Genomic DNA, 19,071 nt, shown 5'->3' on the forward strand with positions numbered 1-19,071 from the left:
GTTCTTGAATTCGATGACTTCATTGCCCAGGCGCTCGGCCACGGGAATGAAGATTTCCTGGGTCTCGTTGCGCTTCTGGTATTCGTATTCGGACAGCTCGTTGAAGCGGGCCAGACGCGCCTTGCTCTTGGCCTGGCGACCCTTGGGGTTTTGCCGCACCCATTCCAGTTCCTTGGCGATGGTCTTCTGGCGCGCCGATTCGCTGGCTTCTTCCTGCTTCAGGCGGGCTTCCTTCTGTTCCAGCCAGGAGCTGTAGTTACCCTTCCAGGGGATGCCGTGGCCACGGTCCAGTTCCAGGATCCATTCGGCGGCGTTGTCGAGGAAGTAGCGATCGTGGGTGATGGCCACCACGGTGCCGGGGAAGCGTTGCAGGAACTGCTCCAGCCAGTCCACCGATTCGGCGTCCAGGTGGTTGGTGGGTTCGTCCAGCAGCAGCATGTCGGGCTTGGAGAGCAGCAGCTTGCACAGCGCCACGCGGCGCTTTTCACCGCCGGAGAGCACGCCGATCTTGGCGTCCCAGGGCGGCAGGCGCAGCGCATCGGCGGCCATTTCCAGCTGCTGGTTGAGGCTGTTGCCGTCGGCGGCGGAGATGATGGCTTCCAGGCGCGCCTGCTCGGTGGCCAGGGCGTCGAAGTCGGCGTCTTCCTCGGCATAGGCGGCGTAGACGGCGTCCAGCTTGGCCTGGGCTTCGAAGACTTCGCCCAGGGCGCTCTCGACTTCCTGGCGCACGGTCTTTTCGGCATCGAGTTGCGGTTCCTGCGGCAGGTAGCCGATGTTCAGGTTGGGCATCGGGATGGCTTCACCCTCGATTTCCTTGTCGATGCCGGCCATGATCTTGAGCAGGGTCGATTTGCCCGAGCCGTTCAGGCCGAGCACGCCGATCTTGGCGCCGGGGAAGAAGGACAGCGAGATGTCCTTGAGGATCTGACGCTTCGGCGGCACGATCTTGCCGACGCGGTTCATGGTAAAGACGTATTGGGCCATGGTAGGTATGCCAGTAAATGCCAGTCAGGAAAAAAAACGGTAAGCGCAGCCTTCAGGCGCCGCCGGTGGTCGGCTGCGCCGATTCCGAGCGCGCGCGCATGAAGCGCCACAAGCCTTCGGCGGAGTATACCGCGAGCGCCACCCAGATCACGCAAAAGCCGATGGCGCGATGGCCGGTAAAGGGCTCATCGTAGAGCAGCACGCCGGTCAGCAGCTGGATGGTGGGCGAAATGTATTGCATCAAACCCAACATCGACAGCGGGATGCGGCGCGCGCCGTGGGCGAACAGCAGCAGCGGCACCGCCGTCACCGGGCCGGACAGGGCCAGCAGGATCTGGGCGCCGGTGGAGGCATGGGTAAAGGCGTTGCTGTCATGCAAGCTGTCGAAACCCAGCACCATCAGTACCAGCGGCAGCATCAGCAGGGTTTCCAGCGACAGTCCCTCCAGCGCGCCCAGGTGGGCAGTCTTGCGCAGGAGGCCATAGAAGGCGAAGGTCAGCGCGATCAGCAGCGAAATCCACGGCAGGCTGCCATTGGCCACCGTCAGCCACAGCACCGCGCCCAGCGCCAGCAGCACTGCCACCCATTGCAGGGGACGCATACGCTCCTTCAGGAGCAGGTAGCCGATGAACACGCTCATGAGCGGGCTCATGAAGTAACCGAGGCTGGTATCGACGATGCGCCCGGCATTGACGGCCCAGACATACAGCGTCCAGTTACCCGACAGCAGCAGGGCCGAGAGCAGGAAGCCGGCCACCACCATGGGTCGCCTGGCCACCTCGGCCACCCAACGCCATTGCCGGCGCCAGGCCAGCACCGCCACCAGGAATACGCACGACCAGAACAGCCGGTGCACGACGATATCGAAGGGCGAGATCTCCTTCAACAACTTGAAGTAAAGCGGAAACAGGCCCCACAGGATGGAGGCGGCAACAGCATGGAGCATGGCGATGAACAGGACCGGGATGTGAGGATGCCGGGCTGTCCTTGTTATAGGGAAATGATGACAGCCACCGGCCCCGCCATTATTGCAGGATTCGCCCGGCCCGGCTTGTCGCCGCTCAAGTCCCGGGCCGATGCAGGCTGATCTGGGCGCGCGTGCTCATCATCACGACCTCGCAATCCTCCTCGGCAGACTGGCGTTCGATCACCAGCACATCGGCCGCGCCGATGGTGATCAAGGGGTGATGCCAGACCCCGCGCCGCAAGGTGACGCCCTGTCCGGGCTCGATGATGAAGGCGACGATGGCCGACTCGTCGGGCCGCTCACCTGCCCCGGCCAGCACCGCCAGGCAGCGGCTGGCCCCCAGCGGGATGAAGCTCTGGCTGCCCAGCCGATGGCGCTCGAAAGCGCGCAGCGGATAGGGGGCAAGGTGGGTGCTGGCGTCGGTGCGGAATAGCGCCACGCAGGCAAGTCCCCCCTGCGCCTGCACATCCAGGTGGGCCACGTCATCGAAGCGGCGCGTGGTACCGAAGTTGATGGCGCGCTCGGCCACGCCCGGCGCGATCAGCTCACCATAGGGCGCGAAGGCCTGCGGCGTCAGCGGCTGCACGCAGATCACGCGCGGCTCCGGCGCCAGGATCTCAGGCGCACTCATGCATGAGCCTCGCGGCGTAGCGGATCAGCGAGCGGTCACTGCCGGGCGGCGCGATGAGCGACAGGCCGAAGGGCGCTTCGTCGAGCCGCATCAGCGGCAGCGAGATCTGCGGGCAGCCCGACAAGCCCGCCAGGCAGAGCATGCGCACGGCCTGGTTGCGATAGTTTTCCAGCGACTGTTCGGAGTCCGTCAGCAGGGGCGCCACATCGGGTGCGCTCGGCAGCAGCAGCACGCCATCGCGACCGAGCAGGCGCGCAAACCCTTCGCGGAAGGTGGCACGCACGGCACTGTGCTGCTGCATCTGCTGTGGCGTGATGGTGGCCGACCAAGCGAAGCGCTCGGCCACGCCGGGGCCGAGCTGGAAGTCATGACGGCGGATGTTCTCGCCATGGGCTTGCCAGGCCTCGTAGCCCTGGATATGACGGAACGCCCAGTACAGGGTATCGAAGGAGGGGGCGGCGGTCTTCACCGGTTGCGGCGTACCGATCACACCCGCCAGGCGATCCAGCGTCTGCGAGAACACCGCCTGCACGCGTGGCTCCAGCAGCGCCAGCACATCGGCGGCGACCAGGGTGCGCGGATGCTCGGGCAAGGGCGTGCTGTCCTCGCCCAGCAGCACATCGCCGACGCGACCGAAGACCCCCATGTCGCGCGTGAACCAGCCGCAGGTATCGAAACTGGACGCCAGGTCCATCACCCCGGCCAGGCTGACGCGGCCATGCGTGGGACGCAGACCGATCAGGCCGCAATGGCTGGCCGGCACCCGTACCGAGCCACCGGTGTCCGTCCCCAGCGCCAGGTCGGCCAGGTCATTGGAGACCGCCGAGGCCGAGCCCGAACTGGAACCGCCCGGGATACGGTCGGGCGCGCCACCATTGCGCGGTGTGCCGAAGTGGGCGTTCTTGCCATTCATCGAAAAGGCCAACTCATCGGTACAGACCTTGCCCACGAAGCTGGCCCCCGCCTGCAACAGCGCTTGCACGGCCGGTGCCGAACTGGCCTTGATGCCGGACATGGCCAGCATGTGCGCATTGCCGCAACCGGTCGGATAACCGGCGACGTCGAAGATATCCTTGACCGCCAGGCGCAGGCCCAGCAGCGGGCCGCTGGCGGAGTGCGGTTGCGGTACGAAGGGATAGGGGAGGAAGCAACGGGCCTGGGAAGCATCGGCGGTCATGCGGGTTCCTTGGTGGGGTCAATGAGATCGGTCGATATTGCACTGTTAGCTCCGGCAGCACCGGCAAACTGCAACTCCTGCGCGCGCAGACAGCGTACCGTATGCTGCGCATCCAGTCTCTGCTCGGCGGGTTGCTGCACCTGGCAGGCGGCCACCGCATAAGCGCAGCGGGCGGCAAAGGCGCAACCCGGCGGCAGGTCGGCCAGGTCCGGCGGCGCGCCAGGGATGGTCTGCAGGCGCTGCCCCTTTTGCATGGCGCCGTGGCTGCGGCTTTGCAGCAGCGACATGGTGTAGGGATGACGCGGCTGCGCCAGCAGTTGCGCGGCCGGCCCCTGCTCGACGATGCGCCCGGCATACATCACGGCGATGCGATCGGCCACCTCGACGGCGGCGCCGATGTCGTGGGTGACGAAGACGATGGATAGGCCCAGCTCGCGCTGCAGTTCGCGCAGCAGCAACAGGATCTGGATCTGCACCGTGGCATCGAGCGCCGTGGTCGGTTCGTCCGCCAGCAAGACCTTGGGCGAGCACGACAGTGCCAGGGCGATCATGGCGCGCTGGCGCATGCCGCCCGACATCTCGTGCGGATAGGCATCGAGGCGGCGCTCGGGGCTGGGGATACGCACCTTCTCGAACAGCGCCAGCGCCTGCGCGCGTGCCTCGGCTGCCGAGACCTTGCGATGGCGGCGGATGGTTTCGGCGATCTGGGCGCCGACGGTGTAGACCGGGTCCAGCGCCAGCAGTGGCTCCTGGAAGATCATGGCGACGGTATCCCCGCGCAGGGACGACAGCTCGCGCCCCTTCATCGCCAGCACGTCGCGGCCATCGACCTCCAGGCCGCCTTCGATGCGGGTGCGCTGCTCCGGGTGCAACCGCATGATGGAGCGCAGCGTGACACTCTTGCCCGATCCCGATTCACCGATGAGCGCCACCACCTCGCCCTCTGCCACCGCCAGGTCGACACCGCTGACGGCGCGGATGGTCTTGCCGGGTGCCTTGAAGCTCACGCGCAGATCGCGCAGACGCACCATTGCCTTGCCTTGTTCAGCCATGCTCGCTCTCCTGGTGGACCATGCCGGCATCGAAGGCCGATGCATCGTAGCCGCTGCCGGCCTCATAGCGCAGGCAAGCCACGCCATGCCCTTCGGCCGCGTCGGCAAAGACCGGTGCGCGCTGCTGGCAGACTGCCTGGGCGAACTGGCAGCGGGTATGGAAGCGGCAGCCCGAGGGGGGATTGATGGGATTGGGTGGATCGCCCGCCAGCGGCGCTTCCTCGGTACGGTGTGCCGGGTCCATGCTGGGCATGGAGCGCAGCAAGGCACGTGTATAGGGATGGCGGGGTGCGTCGAAGACCTGCTCGGCCGGTCCGACCTCGACCACCTGGCCCAGGTACATGACCAGCACGCGGTCGGAGATGAAGCGCACCACGTTGAGGTCGTGGCTGATGAAGAGATAGGTGAGGCCGAACTCTTGTTTGAGGTCCAGCAGCAGGTTCAGCACCTGGGCCTCGACCGACTTGTCCAGCGCCGAGACGGCTTCATCCAGGATCACCAGGCGTGGCTCCAGCGCCAGGGCACGGGCGATATTGACGCGCTGGCGCTGGCCACCCGAGAGCTCGTGCGGATAGCGTCCGGCAAAGCGCTCAGGCTGCAGGCCCACGCGCGCCAGCAAACTGCGTGCGCGGGCAATCGCCTCGCGCGCCGGCAAGCCATGGACGATGGGGGCGAAGGCGATCGTATCCTCGATGGTCATGCGCGGGTTCAGCGAGGAATAACTGTCCTGGAACACCATCTGCGCCTGGCGGCGGAACTGGCGCAAGGGCATGGCGCGTGAACCGACGGTCTGGCCGTCGAAGACCAGCTCACCGCTGTCTTGCTCGATCAGCTGCATCAGCACGCGCGCGGTGGTGGACTTGCCGCAGCCGGATTCACCGACCACGCCCAGGGTCTCGCCCTTCATGATGTCGAAGCTCACGCCGTCGACGGCGCGCACCGCATGGGCCGGACCGCGCGACCAGGGCAGGCCCTGCTGCTTCAGCGGGAAGTGCTTGAGCAACTGGCGCACGCCCAGCAGGGGCTGGCGCGGGCCGCCGACGTCGCGGTTTTCTTCCGTGAGGAGATGGGCGGTGAGGCTCATTGTTTGACCTCCATGGCCGAGCGCAGGCCGTCGGACAGCAGGTTGAAGGAAATCGAGGTCACGAAGATGAAGGCCCCCGGCAAGGCCGCGACCCAGGGCTGGGTATAGATGGCGGTGCGCAGGGTGTTCAGCATCAGGCCCCATTCGGGCTCGGGCGGTTTCACGCCCAGGCCGAGGAAGGACAGGCCCGAGGCCAGGATCATCGAGACCGAGATGAGGCTGGTGGCGTACACGAAGATCGGCCCCAGCACATTGCCCAGGACGTGGGCTCGCACGATGGTAAAGGCACCCGCACCGGAGGCACGCGCGGCATCGACATAATCGCTGCGGCGCACCTGGGTGGTGACACTTTCGGCGATGCGCGCGATCTGCGGCACGAAAACGATGGTCAGCGAGGTCAGCGCATTGAAGATGCCGGCGCCCAGCGCACCCGACAGGGCAATGGCCAGCAGCACCGAGGGAAACGCATAGAGCACGTCGATGCTGCGCATGATGACGGTGTTGACGACGCCACCGGCATAGCCGGCCAGGATGCCCAGGCCGCTGCCGATGACGAAGGCCAGCAGCACCGGCGTGATGCCCATGAACAGCGACAGCCGGCCGCCGAGGATCAGGCGCGAGAGCATGTCGCGCCCCAGCTCGTCGCTGCCCAGCAGGTGGCCGGCGGTGCCGATCGGTTTCAAGCGGGCGAACATGGAGGTGGCGAAGGGGTCGGCCGGCATCAGCCAGGGTGCGGCCAGGGCGCCGACGATCAGCAACAGCAGCAGAGCCGCCGCGATCATGGCGCCAGGGTTGCGCACCAGGCGCGCGGCCACGTTGGCCCAGTGTCCGCGTGAACGACGCGGTGCAGCGACGACGGCCTCGGCTGCGGCCAGGGGGGAGACGGGTGTGGAAATGTCCATGTCAGGCTCGCTCAGGCTCGCTCGATGCGGGGATCGAAAATGGTTTGCAGGATATCCACCAGCAGGTTCAGTGCCACGAAGAACAGCGCCAGCACCAGGATGCTTCCCTGCAGCAGCGGCAGGTCGCGCTGGAAGATGGCCTGGTTCAGCAAGAAGCCGGTGCCGGGCCAGGAGAACACGGTCTCGATCAGGATGGAGCCGCCCAGCAGGTAACCCAGTTGCAGGCCCATCACCGCCAGCGAGGTCGGCGCGGCGTTCTTGACCACATGGCGCAGCACGCCGGCATCCGACAGCCCGCGCGCCTTCAGGCCCACCACGAACTCCTGCGAGAGGATGTCGGCCACCAGCGCGCGCACGGTGCGGGCGATGATGCCCATGGGGATGAAGGACATGGTGACGGCCGGCATGAGCAGGTACTTCATGTGCTCCAGATCCCACACCCAGGCACTGGAACCATCGGGTCCGGCACCAGTGGCGGGCAGCCACATCAGCTTGGAGGAAAACACGATCACCAGCACCATGCCCAGCCAGTAATGCGGCACCGACACGCCCACCACCGAGATGAAGGAAGCCAGGCGATCCACCCAGGAATTGCGGAAGTAACCGGCCACGAAACCGAACAGCCCACCGAAGACGAAACCGATGGCGGTCGCCACCGCCGCCAGCATGAAGGTATTGCCGACCGCCTTGAAGACTTCGGCGGCCACCGGGCGACCGGTGGCGATCGAGCTGCCCAGGTCACCATGCAGGGCACGCCAGACCCAGCTCATGAATTGCTCGGGATAGCTGCGGTTGAAACCGTAGAGTTCCATCAGCTGCTTCTGCAAATCCGCCGAGGCGTCCGGCGGCAGGATGGACACCAGCGGATCACCGGGCGCGAGATGGACCAGCATGAAGCAGAGAAAGGCCACACCCAGCATGATGGGCAGGGCGTAGAGAAGGCGGCGTATCAGGTAGGCGATCATGGCGGTTCCGGCGGTACGAAGGCAAAACGAAAAATACGAAAGACCAGGAGGTGCAGAAGACCTCAGCGGCGCGCAGCGAGCCATGCGCGCCGCCATGCTTGCCTCAATGCGGCATCAGTCCATGCTCATGGTGGCAATGTCGATGAACCAGCTCTGCGGCTGCACCACGCCCTTGACCTTGGCCGAGATGGCGCGCGGACCGGTGTCATGCGCCACCCACACGAAGGGCGCCTCGTCGACGATCTTGGCGTGCAGTTGCGCCAGCAGCGCATCGCGCTGCTTGGGCTCGAAGGTGGTGCGGGCCTTGGCGATCAGGGCATCGACCTCGGCATTGCTGTAGAAGCCCCAGTTGTTGGAGGTGGGCGGCGCGGCCTTGGTATCGACGAAGCGCACCATCGCGAAGAACGGATCCATGGAGGCGAAGCTGACATTGATCGCATTGGCGCCATGCGCGCTCGCATCCTTGGCGCCGATGCGCCAGTTGGTATAGAGCGTGTTCCATTCGATGACATCGAACTGCACGTCGAAGAAGCAATCCTTCAGGTTCTGCTGCATGAACTCGTTCATCGGCAGCGGCTGCATCTGGCCCGATCCGGAGGCCGAGATCTGCACCTTCACCGTCAGCGGCTTGGCGGCCGAGTAACCGGCTTCGCTCATGAGCTTCTTGGCGGCGACCGGGTCATACTTGATATGGAAGCTGGGGTTGCCGCGCCACGGATGGCCCGGTTCCACCGTGCCGGTGGCCTCGCCCATCAGGCCGCCCAGCAACTGCTTCATGGCCGGTCGATTCACGCACAGGTTGGCGGCCTGGCGCACGCGCTTGTCCAGCCAGGGCGAGCCGGGCACGAAGGACAGCTGCCACGGCCACACATGGGGCTGCGGATTGGAATAGATCTTGAAGCCGCGCGCCTTGATGGCATCCAGCGCATCGGGGGCCGGTGCCTCGATCCAGTCGACCTGGCCCGACATCAGGGCCGCGGTGCGAGAGTTGGCTTCGGGCAGCGGCAGCATCACCACACGGTCGATCTTGGGGCGGCGCGCGGCATCCCAGTAGCCATCGTACTTGACCACTTCCAGGCGCTCGCGCGGTACGAACTTGGCCATCTTGAAGGGGCCGGTGCCGGAAGCATCAGCGGCGAAGGCCGCCCAGGCCTGCTTGGCACGCTCGCCCTTGTCGGTCACAGAGGCGGGCACGGCGGCCAGCTTCTTCTCCCATTGCGTGGGCGAGGCCATGAAGAGATTGGTCAGGTTGATCGGCAGGAAGGAGTCGGGCTCGGAGGTGGTCAGCTCCACCGTCAGGTCATCGATCTTCTTCGCCGAGCGCAGCGTGGGCATGCGCGAGGCAGTGGTGCCGACCTGGCTGGGATCGAATTGCACGGCGTTCTTGTCGAGCACCTTGTTGACGTTCCACACCACGGCATCGGCATTGAAGGCCGAGCCGTCATGGAATTTCACGCCGGGACGCAGCTTGAAGATCCACTTGGTCTTGTCCTTGGCATCGACCTGCCACGACAGCGCCAGGTCGGGGATCAGTTCGCTGGCCTTGTCGGCCTTGGAGAGATCCCATTGCGTCAGGCCGTCATACATGGGGATGCCGGTGAAGCGGTTACCCTCGAAGCCCTGGTCGGGCTGGCCCAGCGTACGCGGGATATCGCCAGCGGTCATGGCGATGCGCAACACCTTTTCGGCATGCGCGACGGGCGCAGCGAAGGCGCCGAAGGCCAGGGTACAGGCCAGCGTCAGGGTAGCGGTCTTGGGGAAATTCATATCAGTGCTTTCCTTGTTGAGGGACGACGGTGGAAACGACGACATAAAAAACAGGAACTGCGCGACAAACAAAAACCGGGAGGGACGGAAAAGACGGAAAAGACGAACGGGATGCCGCAGCGTCAGGGCGGAGTGAACACCAGCCCGACCCGGGCGGCGGCATTGGCCAGGTGCGCCTGCATGGCGTGGCGCGCGCCTTCCACATCGCCGGCCGAGATCGCAGCGGCAATGGCGCGATGCTCGATGGCCGGCGCCCAGATGCGTTCGCGGTCGGCAAAGGGCACGCGCAGGCTGTGGCTGATCGGTTGCTCGAACTGGCGCACTACCTGGGTGAAGGCGCCATTGCCGGAGAGCTCGGCGACCAGTTGATGGAACTCCAGGTCGGCGTGCGAGGCGCTGACCAGGTCGAGATTCTTGAGGGCATCTTCGAAGCGTGCCTGCACGCCCCACAGGCGCGGCGTGGCATGCGGCGTGATATGGCGCGCGGCCAGGGCGGCAGCAGCCGACTCCAGCGTGTAGCGCAGCTGGAAGATGGCAGCCAGGTCCAGCGCCGAGACTGCGTTACCGGCGTTACCGGCCTCGCCGTCGGCGCCCATCTGCACCTGCGGCGGCGTCACGCGGGCGTCCTGGCGCTCGGCCACCAGCGTGCCCTTGCCCGGCACGGAGCGGATGAAGCCCAAGGCTTCCAGCATCGACAACGCTTCGCGCAGCGAGGCGCGGCTGATGCCCATCGACTCGGCCAGTTCGCGCTGGCTGGGCAGCATTTCGCCGCTCCGGTAGGTGCCGGAGAGGATCTGCCGCTGCAAGGTTTGTGCTGCGATATTGGGCATGCTCATGGCGGGTGTCCTTGTTGGCCTGACTGGTCAGACCGCGAAGACCCCTACAGCAACGAGCGTGCCACCTGCGGGTGGATTGTCCGCAAACCCTTGTCGCAAAAGACTTGGCGAGGATTGCCACGAGCTCGCGGTCACGCCCTGCGCAAGCCCGGGATGAGCGCTCTTGATGCACTGGCGCACCGCCGGCGTGAGGCGGCCAGACATCGATCCCCAAAATGAGCAAGGAGGACGGACGAAAAAAAGCCCGGTGCAAACCGGGCTCGGAGGCGTCGACAAGAACGATGTGCTCAGGGTGCCGTCGACGGCGACGGTGCATGCTTGGCCACGCCGTGATACAGCAGGAAGGCCAGCACGCCGCAGATGGCCATCACCGACACCAGCGGCAAGGCCGTGCCATCGTGCCACAGGCTCATCACCACACCGGAAAGCACGCCCATGCCGAATTGCAGCGTGCCCATCAGCGCCGCTGCCGTGCCGGCCTGACGGCCCTGATGCTTCAGGGCGATGGCGGTGGCATTGGGGCCGGTGAAGCCATAGGCGGTGAGGAAACCGAAGAAGCCGAACAGCAGCAGGGGCAGGCTCTCCAGTCCGGCCAGCACCAGCAGCGCGACCACCAGCGACAGGCCGGCCGGTACCCACAGCACACGGCCCAGCACGCGCTCGGCCGAGCGCTTGACCACCAGGCGCGCATTGACCTGCGAGGCTGCGATCAGGCCGATGGCATTGGAGGCGAAGACGAAACCGAAGTACTGCGGCTTGATGCCGTGCAGCTCGATGACCACGAACGGGCCGCCGGCGATATAGGCAAACATGCCGGCCTGCACCAGGCCGCCGCACAGCACATAGGACATGAACTGGCGATGACGCAGCAAGCCCCAGTACTGGCGCAGCGTGCGTCCCAGGTGCAGCGGCTCGGCGCGAGCCACATCCACCGTTTCGGTGAGGTACTTGCGGGTACCCAGCATGCACAGCAGGCCGAAGATGGTCAGCACCACGAAGATGCCGCGCCAGCTGGCAAACACCAGCATCAAGCCACCGATGAAGGGGGCCAGGATGGGGGCCAGACCGAACACCAGCATGAGCATCGAGAAGGCCTTGGCCGAGCCTTCGGCGCCCATGCGGTCGCGCACCATGGCGCGCGGGATCACCATGCCGGCGCTGCCGCCCAGGCCCTGGAACAGGCGCAGCACGATCAGCGTCTCGATGTTCTGGGCGAAGATGCACAGCAGCGAACAGACGAAGTAGAGCGCAATGCCGAAGAACAGCGGCGGCTTGCGGCCGAAACGGTCCGACAGCGGACCATAGAACATCTGGCCCACCGCCAGGCCGACCAGGAAGGCCGCCAGCGTCAACTGGACCAGGTTGGTGCCGACACCCAGGTCATGGGCGATGGCCGTGAAGCTGGGCAGGTACATGTCGATGGCCAGCGCACCCATGGCGGTCAGCGCGGCCAGGACGGCCAGCCATGGCGGAAATTTGCCCGTCGAGAGCGAAGTATCTTTGTTTTGCATGAGGAAGTCTGGGACAGCCGCCGGAGCGGCCTGATGGCGTGAGGCCGTCATTATAGATCGGTGCCGGCTTTCCTTCAGGCAGCCAGCGCATCAGGGCATCCGCTCTGTGTCAAACCCTCCAGCAAAAAAAGCTGACCAGGCACAACAAATGCACAACGCCATCGTGCACATCGCTTTGTTTAATGGCACACTTGTTGTCGTACTTCCCACATGCCAGGAGTCAAGGCAGGGAGCGGCTGGAGCGCACCATGACCATGGTGACGCCGAGCAACACTACAACGTCATAGCCGCAGGGGGAATCAATGCGTGGCCGACCCAAGCCATCAGCGACCGTCATGCCCAACTGCAGTTGCACTGCGGAAAATCGATCAGCGCAGCCGGGCAAGCGCCGCCAATTGCTGCTGGCAGGCCTGGCCGGGGCAGGCATGCTCGCAGCCTGCGGTCGCGCAGACGAGTCGGGTCGTGCCGCCTCGGCCGCCGATCCGACCGTATTGACGGCACTGGTCTGGGCACCGGACTGGCCGGAGGAAATGCAGCGCGTGGCCGATGCCTTCATGCGCGCACATCCCGATGTCCGCATCAACCTGCAGTTCATGATCGGCAATTCGGTGGAAGAAAACCTGCGGCCCAAGGCCGCCACCGACAGCCTGCCCGACATCTTCTCGGTCAATCCCAATCCCTATACGGCCGGACTGGCCGACCAGGGCATGCTGGGCGACCTCGGCCTGTCCTCCACCTGGGGCAACATGCTGGAGATCCTGCAGCGCGCCTGGACTTCGCCGGGAGGCTGCCGCTTCGGCATTCCCACCGGGGTGGCCACCACGCTGATCTACTACAACCGCGACATGTTCGAGCGCGCCGGCATCCGCAGCCTGCCGACCGACTTCGAGCAGTTCCTCGCCCTCGGTGCCACGCTCAGGAAAGCCGGACTCACGCCGCTGGCCTTGCCGGGCGCGTTTCCCAACATGCTGGGCAATGGCCCCTTCAGCTACGGCTTTGCCAACGAGATCGCCATCACCCAGCCTGACTGGCGCGCACGCATCGCCAGCGGCACGCTGGCGCTGGACAATCCGGAAGGTGTCGCCATCTTCGGCCGGCTGCGTGCACTGGCCGAGAAGAAACTGCTGCAGGCCGATTGCCTGCGCTCGGGCTATGACGCCACCCTGCGCCAGTTCACTGACGGCCAGGCCGCGATGACCTTCCAGGGAACCTGGGCGGCGGGCGCCCTGATGCAGAGCCACGCGTTGCGCGTAGGCGTCTTTGCCCCCCCCTGGAATGACAAGGGCCGCCCCCTCAAGCCGGTCATCGGCAGCGAGACCGGCTTTGCCATCGCCCAGCGCAGCAGTCCGCGCAACCGCCAGCTGGCGGCCAGCTTCATCGATTTCCTGTACGGTCCCGGCATGCCGATCTGGCAGGGCAAGCGCAAGAACATCCCACCCTTCAAGACCATCGGCCCCGAGGCCAGCGGCGACCGCAACCTGTTTGCACTGGTCGACAGCCTGCAACGCAGTGTCGCCGCCGCCGATACGCCGGGCCTGTATTACTCCTACCTGCCGGCCGAGACCATCGATGTATTGCACGGCCTGCTGCAGGCCGTGCTGGCCGGCAAGCAGTCGCCCGCTCACGCCGCGCGGGCCTTGCAGGCATCGATCGCCGAACAGGCGCGCCTGGCTGGCAAATAAGGCTGGAGGACCACACCGCATGCGCAAACGGCTGGACTTCCTTTCCCTCGGCTTCCTCCGAAAGATCGAGATCCGCTATCGGCTGATCAACTCCTTCATCCTGGTGTCGCTGGTGCCGCTGGTGATCTCGGGCCTGCTGGCCTATCGCGAGACCAGTCGCGCCACGCAGGATAAAGTGCGAGCCTACTCGGTGCAGGTGGCCAAGCAGATCTCGCAGAACCTGATGCTGCGCATGGAAAAGATCGAGGACACCAGCGAAGAGCTGGCCTTGTCGTCCCGGCTGCAGCGCCTGCTGGGCGACTACTACGGTGGCGACGAAGCCGCCAGCGCTGCCGCCCGCAGCGGCATGGCCCGGGTACTGCTGGATACCTACGGGGCGCTGCCCTACGTGAACCAGAAATACATCCTGGACCGTAACCGCCAGGTGGTCGATCCGCAGGTCTTCGCACCGCTGGCCAGCAGCATCGGCCGGGTCGCCGAGGAAGCGCCCGATCTCAACAGCCGGGCCTGGTGGACGCTCTACGACGCCGGCCATGGCCAGAAGAGTCTGGCGATGCTGCGCGAGATCCGCTTCACCGGCAACAACCGCAGTGCCGGCGTCCTCTTCATCGGCGTGCGCCCCAACTACTTCATCAGCATCTTCGATGGCGTGGACCTGGGCTACGACTCCACCATCTTCATCGTCGATGCCAGCGATGGCGCGGTGGTGGTGCAAAGCCGCGAGGGCAACCAGAGCCTGGCCGATCCGGCCTTGCAGAAGGGCATTGCCGCCAGCCTGTCGCAGCGGCGCACCAGCGACTTCATCGCCTATACCGGCGCCGACCACACGCGCTACTACGCCGCCATCGCCAAGCTGCCCCATACCTCCTGGTGGGTGGTCAGCGCCACGCCCAGCGATCGCCTCAACGCCGATACCCGCTCGGTACGCGACAAGATCATCGCCATTGGCCTGCTATGCTTCGCGGCCTCCCTGCTGCTGTCGGCCCTGATCGCGCGCAGCATCAGTGCGCCCTTGCTCAGGCTGGTCGCGGCGATGCGCGAGACCGGTGCCGGTGACACCACGGTGCGGGTGGAGCAGGCCGGCAAGGACGAGATCGCCGTGCTCTCGCGCAAGTTCAACGAGATGGCAGTCAAGCTGCACCAGAGCAAGGAGGAGCTGGAAGAGCAGGTGGCGCGGCGCACGCAGGAGCTGGAACGTGCCAACCGCAAGCTCGAAGCTCTCTCGGCCACCGATGGCCTCACCGGCGTGGCCAACCGCCGGCGCTTCGACGAGGTGCTCACCAATGAACTGCGGCGCTCGGTGCGTTCCGGTCATCCATTGGCATTGCTGATGCTGGACGTGGACTACTTCAAGAAATACAACGACCGCTACGGCCACCTGGCCGGCGACGAATGCCTGCGCATCGTCGCGCGCGTGCTGCAGAAGAGTTCGCGCCGCGCCACCGACCTGGTGGCGCGCTACGGCGGCGAGGAGTTCAGCGTCATCATCGCCGAGAGCGATACCACGCATGCGCTGCAGCAGGCCGAGCACATCTGCCAGGCCATCTTCGAACTCAAGCTGCCGCATGCCGATTCCCCCTCCGGCTACATCACCGCCAGCATCGGCGTGGCCGTGCTGCAGGCCGACGACCACACCACGCCAGAACAGGTGGTGCGCATCGCCGACCAGGCGCTGTATCACGCCAAGTACCAGGGTCGCAATCGGGTCGTGCTGGGCAACGATGCGACCGTTCGTCTGTAAGAGAAATCACCGTCAGCACTGACAAACGCCTGACACGATCGCCGCACGGTGCAAAGAACGGTTAATCCGGGCCACCCTGCCCTGAACCAATGACAATGCGCTGCATCATACCGTTATGCCCACTCCATCCATCCGATAGCGAGGTATAGCAGATGAGTCCCAGCCGCCAAGAAAAAAAACATTGGTCCGTCGAAGACATCGACTTCAGCCGCATCGACCTGGCGCGCACGCGCCCCGATGAAGACCTGTTCTACCTGGTGGCCTGCGCCTCCTTCGTCGAGAGTGGCTCCGATCTCTATACCCACAACCTGGTGCAGTACTACCAGGGTGACCCCGAGGTCGAGGACTGGCTGCGCGAGCAGTGGGAAAAGGAAGAACTGCAGCACGGCGCGGCCTTGCGCGCCTATGTGGCGCATGTCTGGCCGGAGTTCGACTGGGAGCGGGCCTACCGGGGCTTCCTCGACGAATATTCGCAATACTGCAAGGTCGAGCTGCTCGAACCCACGCGCGCCCAGGAACTGGCTGCGCGCTGTGTGGTGGAGACGGGCACCTCGACCTACTACCGTGCGCTGGCACGCGCCACCGACGAACCGGTCCTGAAGCACCTGGCCGGCTTGATCGCCAACGACGAGGTCAATCACTACAAGCACTTCTACCAGTACTTCCGCCGCTACCGCCGCCAGGAAAAGGTCGGCCGCTCGCGCGTGTTCGGCACCCTGAGCCGGCGCACGCTGGAATTGAAGAGCGAGGATGCCGATTGCGCCATCCGCCATGTGGCCCGGGTCTACAAGCCCGAACTGGCGGCCGATCCGGCCCACCTCAAGGAACTGGCCTCGCGCATGAGCCGCACCGTGCGCATCAATCTCAAACCCGAGACCACCATCAAGATGATCATGCGCCCGCTGGAGCTGCCCGCGATGCTGCAGGCCATGATCGAATTCCCGCTGCGCCAGTTCATGCAGCGTGTGCTGCTGCGCTGAGGACTTTGTCACCACGCCAGGCGGCGTGCTGGTTGATCATTGAGACGATCGAATCATTCCACCAATAGGCGCGCATAGGTGCGGACTCGATTTATATCAACTCAACGGCTTTGCTCAATAGAGCAGCGGTTTGATGCAAACCCAGGCCAACGTAGGTTCCAATGAGTAGCTCGGCACTCACCTCGGGACGCTTCAGGCGTTCACGCAGCTCTTTGACATTTGTTAAAAACGCGACGTTATTCAAGTCGTACTGATAGATCAGGAAATCGTCGGGATGCAGAATCTCGATGTCATGCCGACTGACGACATCCAACGGAAAGTCTTTCTGGTTGTAGGTAACAATCGCATCGGCGTGGCCAACGATGGCGGCGGCAAGAACATGCCTATCATCAGGGTCAGGTAACTCAAGACAAGGGATGAGGTACTGATAATTCTCTATCAGCGCATCTTCGATCGCTCCATCCATGAGTTCAGCCGTAGCTGCCAGTTTGACCGGATCAAGTTCCGGGCGATTTTTTAATAGGTTTCGAATCCACTCGTTGTGGATGTCTTTGGTCCAGCGGGCATGGAAGGCACCACTCGCCGCGAGCTGGAGCAGAATATCTCGCACCGGCGCGGGATATAAAACGCAGGCGTCCAATACAACGGTGTATTGCAGGACGCCTGCCATTAGCGCGGATAACCCATGTCCAATTCTTGGGCCTGTTCAAGCAACGCCGTGAGCTTCTCTCTGGATTGCTGTGAGCGCTTTTCCTTGTAGTCCAACACATCGGCAAGCCGGATGCGACGATGCGAGCCTACCATATGGTGGGCAATTGCACCCTGCTCCAACAAGCGGATCAGATGGGGACGGGAAACATTCAAGAATTGGGCGGCCTGTTGCGTCGTGACGTCCAGCTCCTTTGGCATGAGTGCGACAGCCTTACCCTGGGCGAGCGAACCGAGCATGTTTGCAATCAGTTGCAATACCTTGGGAGGCAATTTCAGAAGCGGCAAGCCATCTATACGTTCCACCCCATCTTCGAGCAAGGCGATGCTGACCGCATTGGAGTGGTCCAAGGCACTCATGATGCAACGCTGGGCAGTTCTGGCGAGCTCGACTTCCTCCCTGGTCTCCAAAGACATCTCCAGATCAAGGGCATGAGTGGACACGATTTTCTCCTGTGTTATTCAAACGAAATGTCGAGGCTAGCGGGAGGAGGCAAATCCAGTATAAAAACATCATACGAAATAAACGAAATATCCGCAACAAAAGAAAATAAGGCTCCCCAAAAGCACACTTTATAGGCTGACCTTTCTACGATGCCCAACGCCCATCAAGAAAATGCAGTCGCACGATACGCTCCAAAGGTCTTATTGATAATTCATCCCAAAAGGACAATTGAATATCGATCTTTATATTGTTAGCAATCTGTTCCAACTACAGAAATTTCAACAACTCGGCGTAAACCCGCATCCAGTGGGCTTTTCTGACCGCCCCAAGATCGGGCACGACCAAGCGCCAGCTTGGTGAATCTTGCCCGGACACCAATGCGCTGTCGACAATTGCGCTCGGCTTTGGTGCGCAGTTTTGTTCCGGCTGACAACATTTCCCGCTCGCTCCCGTACTCCCCCGCCCCGCTTTGATGCATGGCCGCGCCCGTTTCCGGGCATTGGCACGCAATCTGCTAAAGCGTCTGGGCAGTGAAAAAAATCTTCCAAAACTTTTTCTCGAGGGAGCACCACATGTCACGTCGTACCGTACTGAAAGCCACCGCTCTGGGCGCATTCGCACTGGCCGCATCCTCCTGGCTGCCCTCCGCCTTTGCCGCCGACACCATCAAGGTCGGCATCCTGCACTCCCTGTCGGGCACCATGGCCATCTCCGAAACGTCCCTGAAGGACGTGGCCCTGATGACCATCGATGAAATCAACGCCGCCGGCGGCGTGATGGGCAAGAAGCTGGAACCGGTGGTGGTCGACCCGGCCTCGAACTGGCCGCTGTTCGCCGAAAAGGCCCGCCAGCTGATCTCGCAGGACAAGGTCTCGGTCGTCTTCGGCTGCTGGACCTCGGTGTCGCGCAAGTCGGTGCTGCCGGTGTTCAAAGAATTGAACAGCCTGCTGTTCTACCCGGTGCAGTACGAAGGTGAAGAACTCGAGAAGAATGTCTTCTACACCGGTGCGGCCCCCAACCAGCAGGCCATCCCGGCGGTGGAATACGTGATGTCCAAGGAAGGTGGCGGTGCCAAGCGCTTCGTGCTGCTGGGGACCGACTACGTCTACCCGCGCACCACCAACAAGATCCTGCGCGCCTTCCTGCATAGCAAGGGCGTGAAGGACTCCGACATCGACGAGGTCTATACCCCCTTCGGCCACTCCGATTACCAGACCATCGTGGCCAACATCAAGAAGTTCTCGGCCGGTGGCAAGACGGCTGTGATCTCGACCATCAACGGCGACTCCAACGTGCCCTTCTACAAGGAACTGGGCAACGCCGGCCTGAAGGCGACCGACGTGCCAGTGGTGGCGTTCTCGGTGGGTGAAGAAGAACTGCGCGGCGTGGATACCAAGCCGCTGGTGGGCCACCTGGCCGCCTGGAACTACTTCGAGTCGGTGAAGAACCCGGTCAACACCGCCTTCATCAAGAAGTGGAAGGAATACGCCAAGGCCAAGAACCTGCCCAATGCCGATACCGTCGTGACCAACGACCCGATGGAAGCCACCTACGTCGGCATCCACATGTGGGCGCAGGCCGTGGGCTAGGCCGGGTCGACCGAGACCGGGAGGGTGAGGGGGGGGGGGGGCGGGGGGGC

16 protein-coding genes and 1 pseudogene are annotated in these 19,071 nt (G+C 64.0%); 4 read left to right on the forward strand and 13 right to left on the reverse strand.

Annotated features, from left to right (window positions below; genetic code table 11):
- From ACIPHN_RS25305 to ACIPHN_RS25355, 11 genes are all read right to left on the reverse strand, one after another.
- Positions 1 to 984: ATP-binding cassette domain-containing protein (locus ACIPHN_RS25305; protein WP_400441827.1), on the reverse strand; the 984-nt coding region annotated here is incomplete at its 3' end.
- A 52-nt stretch (positions 985 to 1,036) separates the two neighbouring features.
- Positions 1,037 to 1,930, reverse strand: coding sequence for an EamA family transporter RarD (gene rarD, locus ACIPHN_RS25310; protein WP_400441830.1), 894 nt, complete (start codon positions 1,928 to 1,930; stop codon positions 1,037 to 1,039).
- Positions 1,931 to 2,045: 115 nt separating this feature from the next.
- Positions 2,046 to 2,582 (reverse strand): ureidoglycolate lyase, encoded by a 537-nt coding sequence (locus ACIPHN_RS25315; protein WP_400441833.1) that lies wholly within the window; start codon positions 2,580 to 2,582, stop codon positions 2,046 to 2,048.
- Entirely contained in the window at positions 2,569 to 3,759 is a 1,191-nt protein-coding gene (locus tag ACIPHN_RS25320) for an amidase (protein WP_400441845.1), read from the reverse strand. Before ACIPHN_RS25320 ends, ACIPHN_RS25315 begins: the two co-directional genes overlap by 14 nt.
- Positions 3,756 to 4,811, reverse strand: a complete 1,056-nt coding sequence (locus tag ACIPHN_RS25325) for an ABC transporter ATP-binding protein (RefSeq protein ID WP_400441850.1) — start codon at positions 4,809 to 4,811, stop codon at positions 3,756 to 3,758. Before ACIPHN_RS25325 ends, ACIPHN_RS25320 begins: the two co-directional genes overlap by 4 nt.
- Positions 4,804 to 5,895 carry an ABC transporter ATP-binding protein gene (locus ACIPHN_RS25330; protein ID WP_400441853.1) on the reverse strand — a complete coding sequence of 364 codons (1,092 nt, stop codon included), beginning with the start codon at positions 5,893 to 5,895 and terminating at the stop codon, positions 4,804 to 4,806. Before ACIPHN_RS25330 ends, ACIPHN_RS25325 begins: the two co-directional genes overlap by 8 nt.
- Complete coding sequence (locus ACIPHN_RS25335) at positions 5,892 to 6,797, reverse strand: ABC transporter permease (RefSeq protein ID WP_400441856.1); 906 nt, start codon at positions 6,795 to 6,797, stop codon at positions 5,892 to 5,894. Before ACIPHN_RS25335 ends, ACIPHN_RS25330 begins: the two co-directional genes overlap by 4 nt.
- Positions 6,798 to 6,808: 11 nt before the next feature.
- On the reverse strand, positions 6,809 to 7,762 hold the full coding sequence (locus tag ACIPHN_RS25340) for an ABC transporter permease (protein WP_400441859.1): 954 nt from the start codon (positions 7,760 to 7,762) through the stop codon (positions 6,809 to 6,811).
- 114 nt (positions 7,763 to 7,876) lie between these two features.
- Positions 7,877 to 9,529, reverse strand: coding sequence for an ABC transporter substrate-binding protein (locus ACIPHN_RS25345; RefSeq protein ID WP_400441861.1), 1,653 nt, complete (start codon positions 9,527 to 9,529; stop codon positions 7,877 to 7,879).
- Positions 9,530 to 9,651: 122 nt separating this feature from the next.
- On the reverse strand, positions 9,652 to 10,365 hold the full coding sequence (locus tag ACIPHN_RS25350; protein WP_400441863.1) for a FadR/GntR family transcriptional regulator: 714 nt from the start codon (positions 10,363 to 10,365) through the stop codon (positions 9,652 to 9,654).
- A 287-nt stretch (positions 10,366 to 10,652) separates the two neighbouring features.
- Positions 10,653 to 11,876, reverse strand: a complete 1,224-nt coding sequence (locus tag ACIPHN_RS25355) for a Bcr/CflA family multidrug efflux MFS transporter (RefSeq protein WP_400441865.1) — start codon at positions 11,874 to 11,876, stop codon at positions 10,653 to 10,655.
- A 425-nt stretch (positions 11,877 to 12,301) separates the two neighbouring features.
- On the opposite strand from ACIPHN_RS25355, the gene ACIPHN_RS25360 reads away from it, so the two are divergent.
- From ACIPHN_RS25360 to ACIPHN_RS25370, 3 genes are all read left to right on the forward strand, one after another.
- On the forward strand, positions 12,302 to 13,558 hold the full coding sequence (locus ACIPHN_RS25360; protein ID WP_400441868.1) for an ABC transporter substrate-binding protein: 1,257 nt from the start codon (positions 12,302 to 12,304) through the stop codon (positions 13,556 to 13,558).
- A gap of 19 nt (positions 13,559 to 13,577) precedes the next feature.
- A complete protein-coding gene (locus ACIPHN_RS25365; protein WP_400441871.1) occupies positions 13,578 to 15,299 on the forward strand; it encodes a diguanylate cyclase in 1,722 nt (573 codons plus the stop codon).
- Between the two features lie 152 nt (positions 15,300 to 15,451).
- The gene (locus ACIPHN_RS25370) at positions 15,452 to 16,279 is read left to right on the forward strand and encodes a ferritin-like domain-containing protein (protein ID WP_400441874.1); all 828 of its coding nucleotides are present in this window, start codon (positions 15,452 to 15,454) and stop codon (positions 16,277 to 16,279) included.
- A gap of 91 nt (positions 16,280 to 16,370) precedes the next feature.
- Here ACIPHN_RS25370 and ACIPHN_RS25375 read toward each other — a convergent pair whose 3' ends face one another.
- Positions 16,371 to 16,949, reverse strand: coding sequence for a putative toxin-antitoxin system toxin component, PIN family (locus tag ACIPHN_RS25375; protein ID WP_400441876.1), 579 nt, complete (start codon positions 16,947 to 16,949; stop codon positions 16,371 to 16,373).
- The gene (locus ACIPHN_RS25380; RefSeq protein ID WP_400441879.1) at positions 16,949 to 17,431 is read right to left on the reverse strand and encodes a helix-turn-helix domain-containing protein; all 483 of its coding nucleotides are present in this window, start codon (positions 17,429 to 17,431) and stop codon (positions 16,949 to 16,951) included. The genes ACIPHN_RS25375 and ACIPHN_RS25380 overlap by 1 nt, the downstream gene beginning before the upstream one ends.
- Before the next feature lie 573 nt (positions 17,432 to 18,004).
- On the opposite strand from ACIPHN_RS25380, the pseudogene urtA reads away from it, so the two are divergent.
- Positions 18,005 to 19,015, forward strand: a pseudogene (gene urtA, locus ACIPHN_RS25385) (urea ABC transporter substrate-binding protein); the annotation flags it as partial.
- Between the last annotated feature and the right edge of the window lie 56 nt (positions 19,016 to 19,071).

Source organism: Herbaspirillum sp. NPDC087042 (assembly GCF_044745245.1).
Taxonomy (GTDB): Bacteria; Pseudomonadota; Gammaproteobacteria; order Burkholderiales; family Burkholderiaceae_D; genus Herbaspirillum.